The sequence below is a fragment of the Bradyrhizobium valentinum genome (genome assembly GCF_001440405.1).
Lineage (GTDB): Bacteria > Pseudomonadota > Alphaproteobacteria > Rhizobiales > Xanthobacteraceae > Bradyrhizobium > Bradyrhizobium valentinum.
Map to the genome: position 1 here is coordinate 68,534 of NZ_LLXX01000021.1, position 21,201 is coordinate 89,734.

A 21,201-nucleotide genomic window follows, 5' to 3' on the forward strand; every position below is an offset into this window, starting at 1 on the left:
CTGACGCCCTTTGCTGGGACTGACGGGGTGGCGAAATACCGGGGCCTAGGCTGTCAGCGCAATGTTCTTCTCAACCCGGAGTAATCGAACGTTGCCTTTATTTATGACATCTCTCTCGCCGGAATGCACCTGTGAGTGGTCTGAAAATCGCACGGTGTGGCGGAACTGCGATACTGCGGCAAGGCCGCGCAGCGTGGTCCCGCGGGGTAAGGTTACCGGAGGCGCAGTTTGCAATCCCATAGGAGCGGGCTATCATTGGCCGGTGGACAAAATTATCGTTCTTTTCTAGGTATTTACGATTTCATTCGGACGGCCTGCGGCCTGCTCGGCGGCGATACGTCCCTGACCTTCCGGGTACGACCCATGAGTGAAGCCCCAACGCCGCATCCTGGAATGCCGCGTCGCCGCGCACGGGTCGTCAAGAGCAACCGGACCCAGATCCTGCTGTTTTCCATCCTGACCCTGGTCCTGACCGCCGCCGTGGTGTGGGGTGGCCGCACCTGGCTGCGCAATTCCGAGACGCTGGTGTTTGCCGTCGGCGAGGCCAATGGCCCCGAGGCGCGGTTCGCCGCCCGGCTGGCGACGGTGCTGAAGAACAATTCCTCGCGGCTGCGGCTCAAGATCGTGCCCAACAGCGACAATGCAAAGGCGTTGTCGCAGTTCGACCGCAAGGAAGCCAACCTTGCGATATTACGCACCGATGCCAGGATTCCGCCCCGCGCACGCGCAGTCGCGATCCTCGAACACGATCTGCTTCTGCTGATCAGCCCGAACGGCAAGAAAATCAAATCCATCGCGGAGCTGAAGAAAAAGAAGATCGCGGTCATAGCCGACAGCGAGAGCGGCGGCGCGCTGGTGCGCAACATTCTCGAGCTCTCGGACACCCCGGATGCCGCGGCGCGGGTCCAGATGGCGCCGCCGGGCGCGACCTTCGACCAGTTGTTCGCCGCAGGCTTCGGCGCCGTAGTCAAGATCGCGCACGCCTCGCAGATCGTGAAGGACAAGAGCTACGAGCAATATACCAGGCGCGGCGGCTTCACCCTGAACGCGATCGATTCGGCGAAAGCGATCGCCAGGAAGTACCCGGCAATATCGGAGGAAACGGTGGCGACCGGAATGCTGTCCGCCTCACCGGCTGTGCCCGCGGAAGACGTCGATACCATCGGTCTCGAATGGCTGTTGGTCGCCCAATCCAAGCTCTCGACCACGACCGTGAGCGACCTTGCGCGGATCATCTACGAGAACAAGGCCGAGCTCTCGCTCACCGACGGCTTCGCCTCCAAGATCGAGCCGCCAGCGACCGACAAGGATGCCTTCATCGTGGCGCATCCCGGCGCTGCCGAATACATCAACGACGAAATCAAGTCGTTTATCGAGCGCTACAGCGACCTGATGTATGTTGCCCTGGCCGCGCTCAGCATCATCGGCTCGATCTTTGCCGCCATCTACACCAAGGTCACCCGGATCGCGCCGGAGAAGGCCAGCCAGCTCGCGACCGCCATTCTCGATATCGGCGAGCGCATGGAATACGCCAACTCGCTGGACGCCCTCGACGAACTGCAGGACGAGCTGGAAGCAACCCTGCGCGGCGTGGTGATCGGGTTGCGCGACGGAACCATCTCCAGCGACGGGCTGGACACCTTCAAGCTCGGCTATGAATTCGTGCGCGACGAAATCGGCTTGCGCCGCGAACATCTCAAGCGCCACGCCGTTCAGGATCATGCGCAAGACGATAAGGTCGTGGTCGTGAAGACTGCGCAGAGCGCGTAGTTCCAACGATCCGCATCAGCCATTGTGATCCGTCACCCTGAGGCGGCCGTGCGCAGCGCGGCCCTCGAAGGGCGACGGCCACGGGCCGCTCATCCTTCGAGGCTCGCTGACGCTCGCACCTCAGGATGACGGTACTACCGTCGGCGAACCGGCGGGCACCCGCGCGCGGATTTCGGCGATCTTGCGCTTGAGCACCATCTGCCGCGGGTCGGGCATTGCGGCGGCGCGTGCTTCGGCCACCGCGCCAGCGAGATCGGGCAAGGCCAGCACGCCGTCGAAGGTCGGCTTGGCAAGGCCGTCGATGATCGCGTTCCAGTCTGCCATGCCCTGCCGATAGACCTCGCCATATCCCACGATCATGGTCGCGGTATGGATCATCGCCGACGCTGCCTGGGGCTGTTTGGTCAGGCTGCGATCGATCATATGCAGCCAGCGTTCGACCCAGACCCGCTCCTTGGCATAACGCACCGAAAGCAGCCGCCATCGCCGCAGCCCCGCCTCGATCTTGAGGCGGCGAATGCCGAAGCGGCTTGCCGTGCTGAACCGGATGGGGACGCTCTTGTGCGCCCACCCCATCCATTCGAGCGCATCGAGGACGTACTCGGCGACAACTGCGGGAAGCGCGCCGATCAATTCATCGAGCCGGAGTTTCCTGACATCGACGGAGCCGGTCGATCCAGCCGGCCGGCCATCGAGTTCGGCAAGCTTGAGCTGCGCGATCCGGATCGGGTCCTCATAACTCATGCGCACAGCCATCAGCCGTGCAATTTCGGTAAGCATCGCGTCGTCGACGCCTTGTTTGCCGATGAACCGCCGCAGCCGGTGGACATAGAGCCTGGCGTAGCTCGGGCCCTGATAGTCGATGAGGAGATGGATGGCGTCGCTCGCCACCGCCGTCACCGGCTCCGGCAACCCCTCGGGCAGGAACGGCGCCGTGTCGTCATCATCCTCGCCGATGAAATCCGCGAACAGGTAACGCAACGACGACAGGATACCGCGGTCTGTCACTCCCTTGGGCTCCCGGCCTCTATGCGGGCTTCGGCGCCGCAGCGGACGCCATTTGCTGGTTCAACTGCTGCTGCAGCGTCTCGAGGTTCTGAAACAGCCGGGCGCTGGAAAGGCGAAGGAAATAGAAGCCGAAAGCCGGATTCTGCACATAGAGCTCCTCGACTTTGGTGTAGCTGACGCTGAGGACGAGGCCGGCTTCCACGCATTCCAGCGTCTGGGTTCGCATGTTCGACGGCGACAGCATGCCGAGTTCGCCGACGATGGCGCCGACCGGCAGCACGATGCCTGATTCGACCAGCTTGAACTTTCCGCTGACGATATAGAGCATGTCCTCGGCTTTCTCGTCCTTGTAGAACAGGATCTCGCCGGCCGCGCATTGGCGCTCGGTCATGAACGGCTTCAGCCATTCCATCGAGAGGTCGCTGTTGACGGACTTCTTCACGTCGCGCACCAGTTGCAGCATCTGGTGCAGGCGATAGGAGTTGACGAGCAGCATGAGCACCTGCACCACCATGACCAGATAGTTGCGGGCCGGGATCGCGGTCAGGATCAGGATGACGTTGGCGAGAATGCCGAAGACCCGCAACGGGATCATGGTCTTCATAGTGGTGGTGGCGACCACGAAAATCGTCGCGAACAGCGCGCCCGCCGTTCCTGCGTGTTGTGCCAGATGAGACGTATCCATCGGAAACCAACCAATATCTAAACGAGTGCGTTTTCACGATTCTGTTGCAGTGCCCGCTATCGTAATGTCCGCGGGGCCATTTTGATATACGAGGAAAGAACGACGATTTGTCGGGATTCTCACGATTCCCGGGTAAAATTCGCCCCTCGAACCCGCTCCCGGCCGCGGCCCGGCGCGCGGGGGCCCGGGGGGCGCGTAACGCTATGTAGAGGCCGTCGTTGACGGCCTCCCCGCTGGCGGGCAGCGCCGAGAAAGCAGATAGTTCAAGTAAGCAAGAAGAATGGAGAACAGCATGCCCGATGCGGCCAAGGCGGCGAGCGCGCCCCTACTCGAGATCAGCGGCGCGCGCGCCACCATCCGCCTCAACCGGCCGAGACATCTGAACCGGCTGCAGAGCGAGGATCTCGGCGACCTCACACAACTGTTCGACCGCATCGAGGCCGATCCCGCGATCCGGGTGCTGGTGCTGACCGGCACCGGCCGCGCCTTCAGCGCCGGCTATGATCTCAATTCGGTGGCGAATCGGGCAACCAGCGAGAAGGAACAGCAGAGCGCAGGTTCGGCGTTCGAGCTCGTCGTCAACCGGCTGGAGGACCTTGGCGTGCCGACGATCTGCCGGCTCAATGGCGGCGTCTATGGCGGCGCCACCGACCTGGCGCTGGCCTGCGATTTCCGCATCGGCGTCGACACCGCTGAAATGTTCATGCCTGCGGCGCGGCTCGGCCTGCATTACTACCCGAGCGGAATTAAGCGCTACGTCTCGCGGCTCGGCGTCGACAACGCCAAAATGCTGTTCCTCACCGCGCAGAAGATCATCGCGCCGGAAATGCTGCGGATCGGCTACCTCACCGCCATGGTGCCATCGGAATCGCTCGACGAGGAAGTCGACCGTCTCGCCACCATCCTGGCCGGCAACGCGCCGCTGGCGATGCGCGGCATGAAGCGCGCCATCAACGAATTCGCCCGCGGCAAATTCGATGAGGAAGCCGCCGATCTCCGCCACCGCGAAAGCATGCGCGGCAACGAGATCAAGGAAGGCATCAAGGCATTTGCGGAAAAGCGCCCGCCGAAATTCTAGAGTCGTGGCCTCGTGGTTCGATCGGCGATGCATAGCATCGTCCGAGGACGCGCGGCTTTGCCGCGCTCCTCACCATGAGGGTCTATGACCTCATCCTGAGGGCCGCGAAGCGGCGTCTCGAAGGATGAAGGCCCCTGACTTCACCGCGCGACACATTGACCATCGCCCGGCCCGCCCATATTGTGGCACATGCGGTGCAAGCCGCTCCCGGGCCCGCGGGAAGGGTTGAACCCACTTGCAGCTTTCGAGCGACATCTAGAGCCTTTGTGCAGCCGGTATTGCGGGCCTTCGGCGATGTCATGCACGGAGGTGTCTGATGAACCGGTCTCCCGATCGATTGAATCTCGATCATCTGAAGAAACAAGCCAAGGAATTGATCCGCCTCTATCGAAGCCGCGATCCGGCTGCGATGGCGCGGTTTCGCCGCGCGCTGCCGGCTGCGTCCGGCCGCGGCGATGAGGACATTGCAGCGCTGCAACTGCGCCTGCACGACGCGCAATCATGCATCGCGCGCGAGCACGGCCTGGCTTCCTGGCCCGACCTGAAGCGCTACGTCGAGGTGCGGATGGCTGCGCGCAACGAGCGCACGGCCCGCGTCCTGCACTGGGCTCAGCTCACCTATTCCGGAGATGTCAGCGGCGTCGCCAACCGCGCGAACCCGCGCGTTGCCTTGCGGATTCTGGCTGACGACACTGAACTCGTCGCCGGAGACCCTTATCTTGCCTGCGCGATCGGCGACGAAAACGCGCTGCGGCAAGCGACGCAGGCCGATCCGGGATGGGTCAACCGGGCTGGCGGTCCACTGCGACTGCCGCCGCTATTCGCCGTCACGCATTCGAGCCTGCTGCGCGTGGAGGAGTTTCGCGAGCGCCTGCATCGCAGCGCGCAACTGCTGATCGCTGCCGGCGCCGACGTCAATCAGCACATCCATAGCCGCTGGCCGCCGGGATCGCTGAACGAGCCGGACCAGCGCTATCCGCTCTCGGCGCTCTATGGCGCGGCCGGTAGCAACCACGCCCCGGCACTGACCAGACTGTTGCTCGACGCCGGCGCGGACCCTAATGACGGAGAATCGCTCTATCATTCCCTGGAGGATCCGGCCTGCACCCGCCTGCTTCTGGAGCATGGCGCCCGCATTGCCGAGAGCAATGCGATCTATCGCGCGATCGATCTCGAGGACGACACCGCGATAAAGCTGCTGCTGCAACATGGCGGCGACCCGAACGAACCCGCGCGAAATGCGCCTTTGACCGATTGGGGCTCGCCGCTTGCATGGGCCATCTACCGCCGCCGGCCCCGTCATGTGAAGGCCCTGCTGGATGCGGGCGCCGACCTGTCGCGCTCTACTCCGGAAGGCCTCACCCCGTACCGGCTGGCGCTGCAATTCGGGCTCACCGACGTTGCCGCCCTGCTGCGGGCGCAAATCGACGCGCCTGACATTTCCGACGAGGAACGCTTCGTCGCCGCATGCGCGCGTGGCGACGAGAAAGAAGCGCGTGCGGTGGCGTTGCGGCGGCCCGATCTGCCAGCCTCGCTGTCGCCGCCACAATTGCGACTGTTGCCCGATATGGCCGCCGCAGGCGCCGATGACATCGTCAGGCTGATGGTCAGGCTCGGCTGGCCGATCGCGGTGCGCGGCGGCGACTGGGATGCATCGGCCCTCAACCTCGCCGTGTTCAACGGCAACGCGGCCTTGACGCGCTTCCTGCTCGAACACGGCGCGAAGTGGACGGAACAGCACGGCCACGGCGACAATGCCTGCGGCACTCTCGGCTGGGCATCCTGCAACGAGCCGGTGGAAGGCGGCGACTGGGTCGGCTGCGCCCGTGCACTGCTCGACCATGGCATGCCGCACGCGACGGCTATTGCTGATGATCCCGAATGGGTGCTGATCGCCGGCAAGCGAAAGCAGTTTTCCGACGAGGTCACCGAGGAGCTTCTGGCGGAGCGTGCCTGACGGCGCACCGCCGCCCCCGGCGGTCATTTCTCCAAAAGAAGACGTCATCGGAACAAAGGCGCCGGCAATGACCGATCGCTGTGGCGTTGTAGAGCCGAAATAGTACCTGTCTACTAGTCACTTAGAAGAAAGGAACCAGATTTCCCTGCCAACGTTGATATGGCAACCCAGCAATTCCGCCAGATCAACCAGTACAGGGGACCACCATGGACCAAGTGGCGAGCGACGACGCGCGCGCTAATGACCAATGGGAACCTATAACTTCCGCGCTTCGTGGCGGACTTATCATTGTCGACGCCAAGGGTCAGATCGTTTGGATAGACGACAATACGCGTCGTCGCGTGAACGGCGGCCTGCAGGACCTTGAGCTGCCGATTGACAAGTCCAATGCGACCGTCATTGACTGCTTCGTAACGTCCGTTGATCTGACGATTAACGGCGAGAAATCGACCGTTTGCGTCGTTCAGGAACCCAAGGAGTCCAGCCGCGACCTCGTCGCCGCTATCGAGTCGGTCCTGGCCGATACTTCCTCCTTTACGCGCACCATAATCGACAGGCTCAAAGGTCTGCGCCCGGTTTCGCACCCGCGCATCCTTTCCACCGACGTAGAGCTATTGACCGATCGCGAGCGGGAAGTTCTCGGACTGATCTGCGAGGGCAAGAGCGACATCGACATGAGCAAAGAGCTGAGGCTCTCGCAGAACACGGTACGAAATCACGTCGCATCATTGTATCGCAAGATTGGCGTCAACCGCCGCAGTGCCGCGATCATCTGGGCGCGCGAACGAGGTATTACGGGCGAGGTTGGCTTGGGAGGCAACCGGCGCAGGCGCGGCCTGCCGGAACTACGGCGACGATGATCGCCTACTAGTAGGCTTGGTATTTCTCTCTCTCTTGCGCTGACGTGCAACCTATTGTTCCCTAAGCTTACTCATCACGTTACCCGATGAGGCTTCCGTATCCCGAACTGCCGCGGAGTAATGTTGCCCTCCGTGGCATCGCGCGACGGTCTAATGCAAGGCGAAGCCTCCGTGGCCGAACTCGTGCTCCGACTCTACATCGCCGGAAATTCGGCCGGCTCTCGTCGCGCAGAGCAAAATCTTCATGACCTGAGAGCTCTGCTCGACAACCAAGCGTGGCGCATCGAAATCATCGACGTGATGCGCAGACCCGAACTGGCCGAGCAGGCCGGCATCATTGCCACGCCTACTCTCTCCTGCGAGCATTCCGGCCGCCCCCGGCGCATTGTCGGCGATCTCAGCGACAAAAAGCGGGTTCTTGAATTTCTTGGAATCGAGACAGGAGATGATCCATGACTGCGCAGGATGATGTCGATCTGACCGGTGTTCTGGAGCGCGTCAAGACCGGTGTCGCAGCATTCGACGAACTGGTCATGGGCGGGCTGCCACGTGCTCGAACCACCGTTGTCGGTGGCACGCCCGGAAGCGGAAAGACAGTGTTCGCAACTCAGTTTCTCGCCCACGGAATCACAACATTCGGCGAGAATGGCGTGCTGGTGACATTTGAGGAACCGCCGGCTGATATCGAAGCCAATATGCGCGGATTCGGCTGGGACCTTGCGAAGTGGCGCAAGGAGGGCCGGCTGGCCTTCGTCGATGCAAGCCCGCCGGCCACCGATGAACTGGTGATCGGCGATTTCGATCTCGCCGGCTTGCTTTCGCGGATCGAACACGCGGTAAAGAATGCCAACGCCAAGCGCGTCGTTCTGGATTCGTTGACGCAACTTTTTGACCATTTCATCGGGGATCCTAAGATCCTGCGCCGCGAGCTGTTTCACATCAGCACCGCCCTGAAAAAGTCGGGCCTTACGGTGCTGATGACCGCGGAGCGCAACAGCGAGTATGGTGAGATTACCCGTCACAGGCTGGAAGAGTTCGTTGCCGACAACGTCGTGATATTGCGCAACGTCCTGCACTATGAGAAGCGCCGCCGTACGATCGAAGTTCTCAAAATGCGGGGCAGCCATCACGCCGAAGGCGAAGCGCCATTCACCCTGCTCGCAAGTCAAGGCGTGGTAGCCGTCCCGCTGTCCTCGCTTCGGCTGGAGCAGCAGTCGAGCACCGTTCGGGTGACCAGCGGAAATCCGGCAATTGACGAGATGTGCGGCGGTGGATTTTTCCGCGACAGCGTGACCCTCGTCAGCGGCGCCACCGGCACAGGTAAAACCCTGCTGGTGACAAACTTTCTCGCCGGCGGAGTTGCCGCAGGAGAAAAGGCTATCCTGTTCGGGTACGAAGAGAGCAAAGGCCAACTGTTCCGCAACGCCAGCGGCTGGGGCACCGACTTCACTCGGATGGAAGCCGAAGGAAAGCTTAAGGTCATCTGTCTTTATCCGGAGGCGCAGGGGCTACCCGATCATCTGCTGACGATCCAGAGTCTGGTTGACGAGTTCAAGCCAAACCGCATTGCCGTAGATAGCCTGTCGGCACTTGAGCGCATCGCGCCGGACACCGGCTTCCGCGAGTTCCTCATAAGCCTGACGTCGTTCATCAAGAAGCGGGAGATTGCCGGGCTTTGCACCGCAACCAGCAAATCCCTGATTGGCGGCGAGAGCGTCAGCGAGCAGCACATTTCGACGCTGACGGATTCGATCATTTTGCTGCGCTACATTCAGGAGCAGGAAACCATGAACCGCGGACTCATGGTCCTGAAGATGCGCGGCAGCGAGCACGCCAAGGAAATTCGACGGTTTACGATCGATGGTAGTGGCATGCACCTCGGCGAATCATTCAAGAGGGCGCCGAATGTATTCAAGACATAGCGGCCTGCAAGAAGGGACGGGAAACTCCGCCACGCGAATTGAGATCGGCACGAGCATGACGGGTACGGCAAACAGACCGAACATCGATCACGCGGAGATCAGATTTCTCATCGAGAAGAACGCTGATGGAATTATCGTGGTTGACGAGATGGGAATCGTCCTGTTCGCCAATCCTGCCGCCGAGCAGATATTCGGCAGATCATCGGACTCACTGATCGGCTCTCCAATCGGCATTCCGTTTGTTGCCGGTGAGATGACAGAAATTGCGATTCACAAGCCGGGCGGCGATCAAATCGACGCGGAAATCCGGGTCGTCGAGACGGTCTGGGATCACAGGCCTGCACGCCTCGCGAGTCTTCGCGACATTTCGGGGCGCAGGGCAATGGAGGAGCGGCTGCGGCATTCAGCCAAGATGGAGGCAGTAGGCCGACTAACCGCAGGTATCGCGCATGATTTCAATAATCACCTCACAGTGGTGCTCGGCAATCTGGAAAGCGCCATGCGACGCTCGACGAGCGCTGATCCCTCGCTGAGGCGGGCGCTCGAAAACGCCAGCCGCGGCGCACAACAGGCCGCAGTGCTGACTGAACGGCTGCTTGCGTTTGCCCGACGGAAGCCGCTTGAACCTCGGCTGATTAGCCCTGAAGACCTCCTTTCCCGGATGTCGGATTTGCTTCAACGTACACTCGGAGAAAAGATCAACGTTCAAGCGAACATCGCCGTGGACCTGTGGAGGATAGAAGTCGATCCAACCGAGCTGGAAGCCGCCATTTTGAATCTCGCGGTCAACGCGCGAGATGCAATGCCCCTCGGCGGCAAGCTGATTTTGGAAGCGGCCAATGTTGAAGTGGCAGACGCAGATCGTTCTATCGCCGATGGTGAGATCGCAGATGGCCCTCATGTGGTTATTTCAGTCATCGATTCCGGGATGGGCATGACCCCCGAGGTACTCAACCATGTATTCGAGCCGTTCTTCACGACCAAGAACGACGGGCGCGGGACGGGCCTTGGCCTCAGTCAAGTTTACGGCTTCGTAAGACAGAGTGGCGGCCACGTCAGCCTTGCCAGCCAGCCGAACGCTGGCACTACGGTCAAGATCTTTCTGCCGGCGGCTACCCCATCCCGCTTACCGTCCTCTCAAATGGAGCAAACCAAGCAGGAGGCGCCACGGCAGCTTCCGGTTGCTCGACCAGGCGAGACCATCCTTGTTGTCGAAGACGAGGACGATGTACGCAATTACACCGTCAGTAGCTTGCGTGAACTTGGCTATCTCGTGCACGAAGCTGCTGATGCAGTCACAGCGCTCAGCATCCTTCAACGAGAACCCGGCATTGCCCTGTTGTTCACCGATCTCGGACTGCCAGGCGAAATGGACGGAAAGAGCCTTGGCGACCAAGCCCAGTCGATTCATCCATCCTTGAGAGTTCTCATCACAACGGCGTACGCCGCAGGTGCTCTCGTCCATGAGGGTCGGCTTGACCGGGGTGTCGAATTGCTCAATAAGCCTTTTTCGTTTTCTGCGCTGGCGGGGCGGGTACGCGAGCTTCTTGACAGTAATCTCGCTAATGAGCATGCGGGCGCCCGTGTTCTCGTCGTCGAGGACGAACCCCTGCTGCATGCATTCGTCACGGATATGCTCGCAGAGTGGGGACTTTCGGCGGACGTCGCCGGCAATTTCAGGGAAGCCGTCGCAAAGATTCGAGCCGATGGCGACGGTCTGGTTGGAGCGATCGTCGACCTCGGGCTTCCGGACAGACCCGGCGACGAGTTGGTCGCGGAGATCCGGACCTTGCATCCGGATATGCCGATCATCTTGGCAACCGGCTATGCCGACGCGGGCGTCCGAGGTCGTTTCGCAGATGTGGGCCGTCTGCAGATTCTCACAAAGCCGTTCAACGCAATGGACCTATTGACCGCATTGCAAGGCGTAGGAGTTCACGCGAGCCCTGTCCAATGATCTATTCTTCCACAAAGGTCACGGTCTCCGCCACGCTCGCCCGCGAGGTGCGGTAGCTGTTGACCTTGTGGGCGTGGTCGGCATAGCCGAAGGAAATGCCGCAGACCACGCAGCGATCGTCGGCGAGATTGAAGTGCCGCCGGATCAGCCCGGAATGCCGGGCGAGAGCGGCCTGCGGAATCGTGCCGAGACCGAGCGCCTGCGCCGCGAGCATGAAATTGGAGACATAGGCGCCGCAATCGACCGCGCCGTAGATGCCGAGCGGCTCGTCGGTGTGGATAACAGCGACATGCGGGGCACCGAAGAAATTGTAGTTCTCCAGCGCCTGCTTCGCATAGGCCATCTTGTCGCCTCTGATGATGCCGAGCGTGTTGTAGAGCTGGAAGCCGCTCTCGCGCCGGCGTTCGAGATAGACGCCGAGATATTCGCGCGGCGGCGTGAAATCATGATCGTCCTTCGCGCCGGACGCGGCCTCGGCATAAATCGCCTTGCGAAACTTCTCCTTGGCTTCGCCGCTTGCGATCAGCACCTGCCATGGCTGGCTGTTGCACCATGACGCCGTGCGCTGCGCCACCTTGAGGATGTGCTCGATGGTCTCGCGCGGCACTTCCTGCGGCAGGAACGCGCGCACGGAATAGCGCTCGTTCAGGAGCTCTTCGAGCACGCCGATGCGATCTTCCGTCGTGCAACTCGCCTTCGCCACAGCATCCATGGTCACCGCCCCTTGGTCGGGATCTTGTTGAACGGCACGTCCTTGTCGACGCGGATATCGCCGGGCAGGCCCAGCACGCGCTCGGCTATGATGTTGCGCAGGATCTCGTCGGTACCGCCGGCGATGCGCATCGAGGGCGAGGACAGCAGCATCTGCTGGAACTGGCCACGCGCCGCTTCCTCGTCCGCGCCGGTGAGCGCGCCGGCCGCGCCCTGCAGATCCATCGCATAAGTCGCGATGTCCTGCAGCATCGAGCCCGAGACCAGCTTGCCGATGGAGTTTTCCGGACCCGGCCGCTCGCCCTTCGAGAGCGAGGAGATCGCGCGGTAGCTGGTGTATTTCAGCCCGCTCGCCTTCACCGCCCAGCTCGCAAGCTTCGAGCGCGTCGCGGGATCGTCGATCGCGAGCCCGTCATCCGTCATCAGGTTCGAGCAGAACTCGAACATCTCGGGAAAGCCGGTCGCGAGCCGCGAGCCGATCGACATGCGCTCGTTCATCAGCGTGGTCAGCGATACGTTCCAGCCGTCGCCGACCGCGCCGAGGCGCTGATGATCGGGAATCACGACGTCGGTGAAATAGACCTCATTGAACTCCTGCATGCCGTTGGCCTGCCTGATCGGCCGCACCTCGACGCCCTTGCTCTTCATGTCGAGAAAGAACATCGTCAGGCCCTTGTGCTTTGGCACATTAGGATCGGTGCGGGTGATCAGCAGACCGTAGTCGGAATAATGCGCGCCCGAGGTCCAGGTCTTCTGGCCGTTGACGATCCAGTTGTCGCCCTTCTTCTCCGCGCGCGTGCGCAGGCCCGCAACGTCGGAGCCGCCAGCCGGCTCGGAGAAGAGCTGGCACCAGATGTGTTCGCCGGAAGCGAGCTTCGGCAGATAATGGCGCTTGTGCTCCTCGCTGCCGAACGCCATCACGGTCGGGCCGCACATGCCCTCGCCGATCTGGAACGGCTGCGTCAGCTTGCCGTAGACGCCCTCTTCCTGCTGCCAGATCACCTTCTCGATCGGGGTCGCGCCGCGGCCGCCATATTCCTTCGGCCAATGCAGGCAGGCCCAGCCGCCCTCGGCCTTCTTCTTCTGCCAGGCCTTGCCGACATCGACGATCTCTTCCTTCTCCAGGCGGATGCGGCCGAGCGAGGATTTTGACAGCTCCGCCTCATATTGCTTCGGCGCATTGGCGTCGATCCATTTTCGGGCAAGGCTACGGAACTCCGCTTCCTGCGGGGTATCGTCGAAGTTCATGGCGGACCTCTTACGTTTCTAATCTTGCATTCATCTCAATCCTCATGGTGAGGAGCGCGGAACGCGCGTCTCGAACCATGAGGCCACCAGCCGGGCCTTCATCCTTCGAGACGCGGCGAAGGTGCCGCTCCTCAGGATGAGGGTCTTCATTCTACGCTCTTCCCTTGGTCGGGATCTTGTTGAACGGCACGTCCTTGTCGACCCTGATGTCGCCGGGCAGACCGAGCACGCGCTCGGCGATGATGTTGCGCATGATTTCGTCAGTGCCGCCTTCGACGCGGGTGCCGGGCGCACGCAGCAGCATCGCCTGGAATTTGCCGGCGACCTCGGCGTCTTCGGGCCCGCTCAGCACGCCGGCGGCACCCTGCAGGTCGAGCGCGTACATCGCGACTTCCTGGACCATCGATCCCGCCACCAATTTGCCGATGGAGTTTTCCGGACCCGGGCGCTCGCCCTTCGACAGCGCCGAGATCGCGCGCATGCTGGTGTATCTGAGGCCGCTGGCCTTCACCGCATAGTTCGCAAGCTTCGAGCGAACGTTGCGATCCTCGATCGCGGGTCCATCTTCCAGCATCAGACTGTTGCAGAAGTCGAACAGTTCCGGGAAGCCGGTCGAAACGCCCGCGCCGATCGACATGCGCTCGTTCATCAGCGTGGTCAGCGAGACGTTCCAGCCGTCATTGACCGCGCCGAGGCGCTGCGAATCCGGAATCTTTACATCGGTAAAGTAGACCTCGTTGAAGTCGGACTGGCCGCTGGCCTGCTTGATCGGCCGCACCTCGACGCCCGGGCTCTTCATGTCCAGGAAGAACATGGTGAGGCCCTTGTGCTTCGGCACGGTCGGATCGGTGCGCGTCAGCAGGATGCCGTAATCGGAATAGTGCGCGCCCGAGGTCCAGATCTTCTGGCCGTTGATGATCCAGTCGTCGCCCTTCTTCTCGGCGCGGGTGCGCAAGCCCGCCACGTCGGAGCCGCCGGCGGGTTCAGAGAACAACTGGCACCAGACCTTCTCGCCGGAGGCCAGCGGCGGGAGGTACTTCCGCTTCTGCTCCTCCCCGGCGAACGCCATCATGGTCGGCCCGCACATGCCGTGACCGATGATGAACATGCCGGAGAGCTTGCCGAACGGCCCCTCCTCCTGCTGCCAGATCACGCGCTCGATCGGCGATGATCCCCGGCCGCCGTATTCCTTTGGCCAATGCAGGCAAGCCCAGCCGGCATCGGCTTTCTTCTTCTGCCAGGCCTTTGCGACCTCGAGAATGTTGGCGTCCTTGAGGACGGTTCGGCCGAGCGAGGACTTTCGAAGTTCTTCCTCATATTGCTTCGGCGCGTTGGCTTGTATCCATGCACGGGCCTCGGCGCGGAACGCGGCTTCCTGCGGAGTGTCGTCGAAGTTCATCTGTTCCATCCTCTCGTCCGTCATTCCGGACGAGCCGCGAAGCGGGTCGATCCGGAATCTCGAGATTCCGGGTTCGATGCTTCGCATCGCCCCGGAATGACGTTCACAAGCTCACGCCGCGTTCTTCTTGCGCATGCGGTCGATCAATTGATCTTCCCAGTACGACAGGCTGCCGAGCGTCAGCGCGGTGGCATTGGCGCGGCGGTAGTACATGTGGCAGTCGAACTCCCAGGTGAAGCCCATGCCGCCATGAACCTGGATATTGTTCTTGGAGCAGTGCTGGAACGCCTGCGTCGCGCTGATGCGCGCAGCGGCGGCGGCTTCCGGCAGTTCCGACGCGTTGGTCGAGAGCGCCCAGGCGCCGTAGTAACAGTTGGAGCGCGCCAGCGTTGCCGAGACATACATGTCGGCGAGAATGTGCTTCACGGCCTGGAACGAGCCGATCGGGCGGCCGAAGGCGATACGGTCGAGCGCATAATCGCGGCCCATTTCGAGTGCGCGGTCGGAGCCGCCCACCTGCTCGAACGCGAGCAGCACGGCGGCGCGGTCGAGCACCTGGGTCAGGATGCTCCAGCCGTCGCCGGCTGCTCCCAGCGGCTCGGCCTTGGCGTTCTTGAACGTGAGTTCGGCCTGGCCCCGGGTCGGATCGATATTGGTCAGCGACTTCGCTTCGACGCCGCCGGCCTTCAGATCGACCAGGAACAGCGAGATGTCTGAATCGCGCCCGGTCGAACCGGTGCGCGCGGCGACGACGGCGAAATCGGCGATCGCACCATCCGGCACCGGCTTCTTCACGCCACTGAGCGTGCCGCCGGACGCCTGCAGCTTGATCGCCTTCGGCGACGGATTGCCCTTGCCCTCGAACAGCGCCAGCGTGCCGATCGCCTCGCCGCTCGCGATCTTCGGCAGCCATTTCTGCTTCTGCGCGTCGGAGCCTGCCAGCAGCAGCGCTTCGGCGGCGAGGTAGACGGTTGACGAGAACGGCACCGGCGCGTTCGCGCGGCCCATTTCCTCCGCGATCACGCAGAGTTCGAGATGGCCCGCGCCCGCACCGCCGAATTGTTCCGGGATCGCGACGCCGAGGAAGCCCATCTCAGCGAGCCCCTTCCACAACTGCTTGTCATACGCCGCCTTGCCGTCGAGCACCTCGCGCACGGCCTTCGGCGGGCACTTCTCGGCGAGAAACTTCCTCGCCGCGTCGCGCATCTGTTTTTGTTCGTCGGAGAAATCGAAGTTCATGGCGTGTTACTCGCGTTGTGTGTGGTGTATTTCTTTATCTCGTCGTCCCCGCGAACGCGGGGACCCATAACCACCGGCCTTTGTGTTTTATCCGGTATTGGCTCCAACCTGACATCGATAGGCCTCGGCGTATGGGTCCCCGCGTTCGCGGGGACGACGATGGAGCGTCGTTCTCATTGCAGCACAATCACATCCTCTCCCGGCTGATCGGCGTAGAGCTTCTCCACCAGCGCGGCGCGGCGTTCGAGGCCGGCGCGCTGATTGATGTAGCCCTTGTCGGTGAGTTCGTTGCCGTCGATCGATGGCGGCTCGGCCATCAGCATGGCGCGCGCGATCCGCATGCTGCTGCCGGTGGCGGACGCGTTGTGCGCCTCCAGCCCGCGCTTCAGGCAGTCGATCACTTGGGGATGCCGGACCACATCCTCAAACGTCGCATCGGGATTGCCTGTTATCTGCCGGCAGGCGTGCAAATTGGGCCAGGCGAGCAGCCCGATGAACGGACGATCCTGCCCCGTGACCAGCGCGTCGTGCACCACCGGCGTGGCGGCCGCGATCGCATCGGTGCGCAGCGAGCCGACATGGACGAAGGTGCCGGTCGTAAGCTTGAAGTCCTCGACTACGCGGCCGGCGAAGATAATGCCCTGGAGCGGATCATTGTCATCGACGAAGACGCCGGCATCGCCGATGCAATAAAAGCCTTCCTCGTCGAACATCTTCTTGGTCAATTCCGGCTGGCCGAAATAGCCCGGCGTGACGTTGATGCCGCGCAATCGCAGCTCGTACTTCGAGCCGCACGGCACCATCTTCAACTCAACACCGGGGAATGGCAGGCCGATCAGGCCGACGCGCTCGGTGTCCCAGTAGGTGCCGGTCGAGGTCGGCGCGGTCTCGGTCGAGCCCCAGCCGGTGTAGAAGACGATGCGCTCGCCGGTGGTTTTCACCGCCAGCGCCTGCATGCGGTCATAGAGATCATCCGGCAGCCGCGCGCCGCCATAGGCCATGACGGAAAGATTCTTGAAGAAGCTGCGGCACAGCGCGTCGTCCTTCTCCATCGCGGCCGCCAGCGCTGCATAGCCGGCCGGCACGTTGGCATAATAGGTCGGAGACACTTCGCGCAGGTTACGGATGGTCTCTTCGAACTGGCCGGGCATCGGCCGGCCATCGTCGATGTAGAGCGTACCGCCATCGACCAGGATCGGATGGAACGCAGCATTGCCGCCCATGGTGTGATTCCACGGCATCCAGTCCAGCACGGTCGCGAGCGGCCCGTTGGGATCGCGCGGCCGCACCTGCATCATCATCGCCGCATTGGCGCACATCATCTCCTGCGTGTTGATGACGGCCTTCGGCATGCCGGTCGAGCCTGAGGTGAACAGCAGCTTGCCGATGGTGTCAGGCGTAATTTTCGCAATCGACTCCTCGACCGCGTTCGTCACCGGCGTTGCGGCGAGATCGGCAAAGGACACGCTCTTGACGCCCTCACAGGGACGCGCGACGTGAACGACGGTGACGCCGGTCAGGTCGATCGCTTTCAGCGCCTTCTCGAAGGTCGGCCCGTCCTGCACCATCACGACCGCAGGCTTGATCAGGTTGAAGAGGTATTTGAGCTTGAGATGATCCTGGCTCATCAGCGAATAGGCCGGCGACACCGGCGCCGCCGGTAGCCGCGCCTGCATCGCGGCCTGCGTCATCAGCGCGTGCTCGATCGAATTGCCCGACAGGATCGCAACGGGCCTGCCTTCGGCAAGGCCGAGATTGAGCAGACCCTGCGTCAGGGCGTCGACGATGCGCTTGGCTTCGCCGTAGGAGACTTTCCGCCATTGCCGGTCCGGGCCGCCGCGTTGCGCCAGCCAGATGCGCTCGGGCGCTTGCTTGGCCCATTTCGAAAGCGATGCCGGAATATGCTTCTCGTAAGCCTTTAGTGGGATGCGCGACTTCAGGATGATGACGCCATCAGGACGACGCTCGACCGCGATGTCACGCGCCAGCCATTCGATCTTGCGAAAGGCCGGCTTGGTCAACACTGCGCAGCACTCCCACTCATATTGCGTCTCCCGGAATTTTTGTCCTTTGCGGATCTTGTCGTCAGCGCCTGATATAGACAGGCTTTCGCTTTTCGAGAAAGGCAGGCCGGTCGAGCGTGACCCGGTCGACGCCGTCATGGTGTTCGATCAAGAGCGGTTGAGTCACGCGGATCTCCCATCCATCGTCGTCCCGGCCAAGCGAAGCGCGAGCCGGGACCCATACGCCGTGTCGTATCGAAGAGGCATGGTGGCAGAGACCTTCTGCAACAAGAGCCGCCGCGGAGTATGGGTCCCCGCTTTCGCGGGGACGACGGTAGTGCGTGCCCTACCGCGGCGCCATGCGGATCGCGCCGTCGAGACGGATGGTCTCGCCGTTGAGCATCGGGTTCTCGACGATGTGAACCGCCAGCGCGCCGTACTCCGAAGCATCGCCGAGGCGGGCCGGATGCGGCACCTGGGCCCCTAAGCTCTTGCGGGCCTCTTCGTTCAGGCCCATCAAGAGCGGCGTCAGGAACAGGCCGGGCGCGATGGTGTTGACGCGGATCTTGAGGCTGGCGAGATCGCGCGCTGCCGGCAGGGTGAGGCCGACGACGCCACCCTTCGAGGCCGAATAGGCGATCTGGCCGATCTGGCCTTCATAGGCCGCGACGGAAGCGGTGTTGATGGCAACGCCGCGCTCCTCGCCGATCGGCGGCGCGGTGGCGAGGCGCTCGGCGAACAGGCGCAGCACGTTGAAGGTGCCTATCAGATTGACATTGATGATGCGGACGAATTTTGCCAGCGGATAGACGCCGTCCTTGCCGACGGTGCGCTGCGATCCGCCGATGCCGGCGCAGTTCATCAGCACCCGGGCGATGCCGTGCGCGGCTTCGGCTTTCGCAATCGCCGCCTTGATGGCTTCCTCGTCGGTGACGTCGGCGTGCAGCGCGACGCCCTTTACTTCGGCGGCGACCTTTTCGGCGTTTTCCTTGTTCTGGTCTATCACGCCGATTTTCGCGCCCTTGGCGGCCATGGCGCGGGCGGTCGCGGCACCGAGGCCCGAACCACCGCCGGTGATGAGAACGGCAACGTCTTGCAACTGCATTTTAGAGGACCTTTCCTTGGATGTTTTCTTCTCTAGATCTGGCGAACAGGGAATAGCGAATGGTCGTCCATTCGCTATTCGCTACTCGCCAGTCGCCCATTCAGCATTCCACCGCAGATCAGTGCTTCCATGTGCTTGATATATTCGCGGCAGACGTCGTCGGTGACGGGACCGACGCCGGTCGCGCGCGACATCGCGTGGCGGCCGAAGAACAGGTGATCGCAGGCGCCGATCAGGCTGGTGTAGAACAGCACCGGATCGATATCGCGGAATTCACCGGCCTTGACGCCTTCGGCGAGCAGGCGGCGGTGAAAGTCCAATAGCGGCGCGACGAAGAATTTCGAGACTTCGTCGGCGGCTTCAGCGCTGCTCTCATGCAGGAGATAGTGGATCAGCCGGTTCATATAGGGGAACTGGTGATAGGCACGGATGATGCCGCCAATATGCAGGCGCAGCTTGGCGGTCGGCGAGATCGGCTGGTTGATCAGGTATTCGAGCCCCGACATCTCGGTCGCGGCATCCCGCGCCAACAGCGACAGCAACAGCCCGTCCTTGTTGCCGAAATGATATTTCACCAGTGCGGCGTTGACGCCGGATTTCTGCGCAATGTCCGAAAGCGACACTTCGATCGACGCGCGCTCGATCATCAGTTCGCTCGCCGCGACAAGCAACTTCTCGGCGGTGGTATTTTTGCCGCCCGGAAGCCTCGTCGGTACGCTGGTATTCAATTGCGATGCCATCACTGCCTGCCGGAAATCCGGGTCGCACATAAGCGCATGCCGCGGCTGCACTCAAGAGTTAATTGATTGATTGACTAAATCCCGCAGTGCCCCTTAAATCCGGCCAATCCATCAAACGCCATCCATAACAATCCAAGGGAGAACAGACATGGCCGAGGCCTATATCGTCGCCGCCGCACGCACCGCGGGTGGCCGCAAGGGGGGACGTCTGGCGAGCTGGCACCCGGCCGACCTTGCCGCTTCTGTGCTGGATTCGCTGGTCGACCGCACCAAGGTTGATCCCGCCCAGATCGAGGACGTGATCATGGGCTGCGTGATGCAGGCCGGCGAGCAGTCCAACAACATCGCCCGCAACGCGGTGATGGCCTCAAAGCTTCCCGAGAGCGTGCCCGCCACCTCAGTCGACCGCCAGTGCGGCTCGTCGCAGCAGGCGCTGCATTTCGCGGCGCAGGCGGTGATGGCCGGCTCGATGGACATCGTGATCGCCGCCGGCGTGGAATCGATGACGCGCGTGCCGATGGGCCTTGCCTCGCAGCTCCCCGCCAAGAACGGTTTTGGCCACTACAAGAGTCCGGGCATCGAGAAGAAATACCCGAACATCATGTTCAGCCAGTTCACCGGCGCGGAAATGATGGCGGAGAAGTACGGGCTCTCCAAGGACCAGCTCGACGAGTATTCCTACAATAGCCACCAGCGCGCCATCGCCGCGACCCAAGCCGGCAAGTTCAGGGACGAGATCGTTCCGCTGCAGATCACCCGCGCCGACAATACGACCGATACCCACCATATCGACGAAGGCATCCGCTTTGACGCCAGCCTCGACGGCATCAAGGGCGTCAAGCTGATCGCCGAGAACGGCAAGCATACCGCCGCCAGCGCCAGCCAGATCTGCGATGGAGCCTCCGGCGTCCTGGTCGTCAACGAACGCGGCCTGAAGTCGCTCGGCGTAAAGCCGCTGGCGCGCATCCATCATATGACCATGATGGGCGGCGATCCCGTCATCATGCTGGATGCGCCGCTGCACGCTACCAGGCGGGCGCTGGAGAAGGCCGGCATGTCGATCGACGACATCGACCTGTTCGAGGTCAACGAGGCCTTCGCCGCTGTGCCGGTGGCGTGGCTGCAGACGACAGGCGCCGATCCGGAACGGCTCAACGTCAATGGCGGCGCGATCGCGCTCGGCCATCCGCTCGGCGGCTCCGGCACCAAGCTGATGACCACGCTGGTCAACGCGCTCAAGCAGCGGGGTAAGCGCTACGGCCTGCAGACCATGTGCGAAGGCGGCGGCATGGCCAACGTGACGATCGTGGAAAGGCTTTAAGAAAGCGGCCACACGCGTCACAATAACAAAGGTGTCGTCCCTGCGAACGCAGGGACCCATAACCACAAATGTTTGTGGTTATACGTAACTGGGGCTCCAGCTCGCTTCAACATTCAGAGCGGTGGTTATGGGCCCCTGCGTGCGTGTTTGGTCCCGGGAGATTGGGTTGATGGAATCGGTGTAGATAGAGGCATCTGT

Annotated in this window: 17 protein-coding genes; 8 read left to right on the top strand and 9 right to left on the bottom strand. The window is 62.2% G+C overall.

The window, feature by feature from the left end; all coding sequences use genetic code 11:
• The first annotated feature begins 363 nt into the window (after positions 1 to 363).
• Entirely contained in the window at positions 364 to 1,770 is a 1,407-nt protein-coding gene (locus CP49_RS02430) for a TAXI family TRAP transporter solute-binding subunit (protein ID WP_057848705.1), read from the top strand.
• A gap of 120 nt (positions 1,771 to 1,890) precedes the next feature.
• Here the strand turns inward: CP49_RS02430 and CP49_RS02435 are convergent, their stop codons facing one another.
• Together CP49_RS02435 and CP49_RS02440 are read right to left on the bottom strand one after the other, a co-directional pair.
• Positions 1,891 to 2,778, bottom strand: a complete 888-nt coding sequence (locus CP49_RS02435; RefSeq protein WP_057848706.1) for a DUF6537 domain-containing protein — start codon at positions 2,776 to 2,778, stop codon at positions 1,891 to 1,893.
• Positions 2,779 to 2,797: 19 nt separating this feature from the next.
• Positions 2,798 to 3,463 (bottom strand): Crp/Fnr family transcriptional regulator, encoded by a 666-nt coding sequence (locus CP49_RS02440; protein WP_057848707.1) that lies wholly within the window; start codon positions 3,461 to 3,463, stop codon positions 2,798 to 2,800.
• A gap of 292 nt (positions 3,464 to 3,755) precedes the next feature.
• On the opposite strand from CP49_RS02440, the gene CP49_RS02445 reads away from it, so the two are divergent.
• The 6 genes from CP49_RS02445 to CP49_RS44250 all read left to right on the top strand — a co-directional run bounded on the left by CP49_RS02445 (position 3,756) and on the right by CP49_RS44250 (position 11,237).
• Positions 3,756 to 4,541, top strand: coding sequence for an enoyl-CoA hydratase/isomerase family protein (locus CP49_RS02445; protein WP_057848721.1), 786 nt, complete (start codon positions 3,756 to 3,758; stop codon positions 4,539 to 4,541).
• 316 nt (positions 4,542 to 4,857) lie between these two features.
• The gene (locus tag CP49_RS02450) at positions 4,858 to 6,498 is read left to right on the top strand and encodes an ankyrin repeat domain-containing protein (RefSeq protein WP_057848708.1); all 1,641 of its coding nucleotides are present in this window, start codon (positions 4,858 to 4,860) and stop codon (positions 6,496 to 6,498) included.
• Between the two features lie 206 nt (positions 6,499 to 6,704).
• Complete coding sequence (locus tag CP49_RS02455; RefSeq protein ID WP_057848709.1) at positions 6,705 to 7,358, top strand: response regulator transcription factor; 654 nt, start codon at positions 6,705 to 6,707, stop codon at positions 7,356 to 7,358.
• Between the two features lie 171 nt (positions 7,359 to 7,529).
• Positions 7,530 to 7,814, top strand: a complete 285-nt coding sequence (locus CP49_RS02460) for a circadian clock KaiB family protein (RefSeq protein ID WP_245310449.1) — start codon at positions 7,530 to 7,532, stop codon at positions 7,812 to 7,814.
• Positions 7,811 to 9,280: a circadian clock protein KaiC gene (gene kaiC, locus CP49_RS02465; protein ID WP_057848711.1), complete on the top strand. Its 1,470-nt coding sequence runs from the start codon at positions 7,811 to 7,813 to the stop codon at positions 9,278 to 9,280. Before CP49_RS02460 ends, kaiC begins: the two co-directional genes overlap by 4 nt.
• A complete protein-coding gene (locus CP49_RS44250) occupies positions 9,264 to 11,237 on the top strand; it encodes a response regulator (RefSeq protein WP_197423000.1) in 1,974 nt (657 codons plus the stop codon). The genes kaiC and CP49_RS44250 overlap by 17 nt, the downstream gene beginning before the upstream one ends.
• Position 11,238: 1 nt before the next feature.
• Here the strand turns inward: CP49_RS44250 and CP49_RS02475 are convergent, their stop codons facing one another.
• The 7 genes from CP49_RS02475 to CP49_RS02505 all read right to left on the bottom strand — a co-directional run bounded on the left by CP49_RS02475 (position 11,239) and on the right by CP49_RS02505 (position 19,682).
• Positions 11,239 to 11,949: a nitroreductase gene (locus tag CP49_RS02475; RefSeq protein WP_057848713.1), complete on the bottom strand. Its 711-nt coding sequence runs from the start codon at positions 11,947 to 11,949 to the stop codon at positions 11,239 to 11,241.
• 2 nt (positions 11,950 to 11,951) lie between these two features.
• Positions 11,952 to 13,196, bottom strand: a complete 1,245-nt coding sequence (locus CP49_RS02480; protein WP_057848714.1) for an acyl-CoA dehydrogenase — start codon at positions 13,194 to 13,196, stop codon at positions 11,952 to 11,954.
• 151 nt (positions 13,197 to 13,347) lie between these two features.
• Entirely contained in the window at positions 13,348 to 14,595 is a 1,248-nt protein-coding gene (locus CP49_RS02485) for an acyl-CoA dehydrogenase (RefSeq protein ID WP_057848722.1), read from the bottom strand.
• Between the two features lie 111 nt (positions 14,596 to 14,706).
• Positions 14,707 to 15,834, bottom strand: coding sequence for an acyl-CoA dehydrogenase family protein (locus CP49_RS02490; RefSeq protein ID WP_057848715.1), 1,128 nt, complete (start codon positions 15,832 to 15,834; stop codon positions 14,707 to 14,709).
• A 173-nt stretch (positions 15,835 to 16,007) separates the two neighbouring features.
• The gene (locus tag CP49_RS02495) at positions 16,008 to 17,858 is read right to left on the bottom strand and encodes an AMP-binding protein (RefSeq protein WP_245310450.1); all 1,851 of its coding nucleotides are present in this window, start codon (positions 17,856 to 17,858) and stop codon (positions 16,008 to 16,010) included.
• A gap of 325 nt (positions 17,859 to 18,183) precedes the next feature.
• Entirely contained in the window at positions 18,184 to 18,942 is a 759-nt protein-coding gene (locus CP49_RS02500) for an SDR family NAD(P)-dependent oxidoreductase (protein ID WP_057848716.1), read from the bottom strand.
• Positions 18,943 to 19,016: 74 nt separating this feature from the next.
• Positions 19,017 to 19,682 carry a TetR family transcriptional regulator gene (locus CP49_RS02505; RefSeq protein ID WP_057848724.1) on the bottom strand — a complete coding sequence of 222 codons (666 nt, stop codon included), beginning with the start codon at positions 19,680 to 19,682 and terminating at the stop codon, positions 19,017 to 19,019.
• Between the two features lie 148 nt (positions 19,683 to 19,830).
• On the opposite strand from CP49_RS02505, the gene CP49_RS02510 reads away from it, so the two are divergent.
• A complete protein-coding gene (locus CP49_RS02510; RefSeq protein ID WP_057848717.1) occupies positions 19,831 to 21,003 on the top strand; it encodes an acetyl-CoA C-acetyltransferase in 1,173 nt (390 codons plus the stop codon).
• The last annotated feature ends 198 nt before the right edge of the window (positions 21,004 to 21,201 follow it).

Coding starts and splice junctions, on each gene's coding strand:
- kaiC (WP_057848711.1), top strand. CDS start 7,811: ATGACTGCGCAGGATGATGTCGATCTGACCGGTGTTCTGGAGCGCGTC.
- CP49_RS02430 (WP_057848705.1), top strand. CDS start 364: ATGAGTGAAGCCCCAACGCCGCATCCTGGAATGCCGCGTCGCCGCGCA.
- CP49_RS02485 (WP_057848722.1), bottom strand. CDS start 14,595: ATGAACTTCGACGACACTCCGCAGGAAGCCGCGTTCCGCGCCGAGGCC.
- CP49_RS02480 (WP_057848714.1), bottom strand. CDS start 13,196: ATGAACTTCGACGATACCCCGCAGGAAGCGGAGTTCCGTAGCCTTGCC.
- CP49_RS44250 (WP_197423000.1), top strand. CDS start 9,264: ATGTATTCAAGACATAGCGGCCTGCAAGAAGGGACGGGAAACTCCGCC.
- CP49_RS02505 (WP_057848724.1), bottom strand. CDS start 19,682: ATGGCATCGCAATTGAATACCAGCGTACCGACGAGGCTTCCGGGCGGC.
- CP49_RS02500 (WP_057848716.1), bottom strand. CDS start 18,942: ATGCAGTTGCAAGACGTTGCCGTTCTCATCACCGGCGGTGGTTCGGGC.
- CP49_RS02450 (WP_057848708.1), top strand. CDS start 4,858: ATGAACCGGTCTCCCGATCGATTGAATCTCGATCATCTGAAGAAACAA.
- CP49_RS02440 (WP_057848707.1), bottom strand. CDS start 3,463: ATGGATACGTCTCATCTGGCACAACACGCAGGAACGGCGGGCGCGCTG.
- CP49_RS02475 (WP_057848713.1), bottom strand. CDS start 11,949: ATGGATGCTGTGGCGAAGGCGAGTTGCACGACGGAAGATCGCATCGGC.
- CP49_RS02490 (WP_057848715.1), bottom strand. CDS start 15,834: ATGAACTTCGATTTCTCCGACGAACAAAAACAGATGCGCGACGCGGCG.
- CP49_RS02445 (WP_057848721.1), top strand. CDS start 3,756: ATGCCCGATGCGGCCAAGGCGGCGAGCGCGCCCCTACTCGAGATCAGC.
- CP49_RS02455 (WP_057848709.1), top strand. CDS start 6,705: ATGGACCAAGTGGCGAGCGACGACGCGCGCGCTAATGACCAATGGGAA.
- CP49_RS02510 (WP_057848717.1), top strand. CDS start 19,831: ATGGCCGAGGCCTATATCGTCGCCGCCGCACGCACCGCGGGTGGCCGC.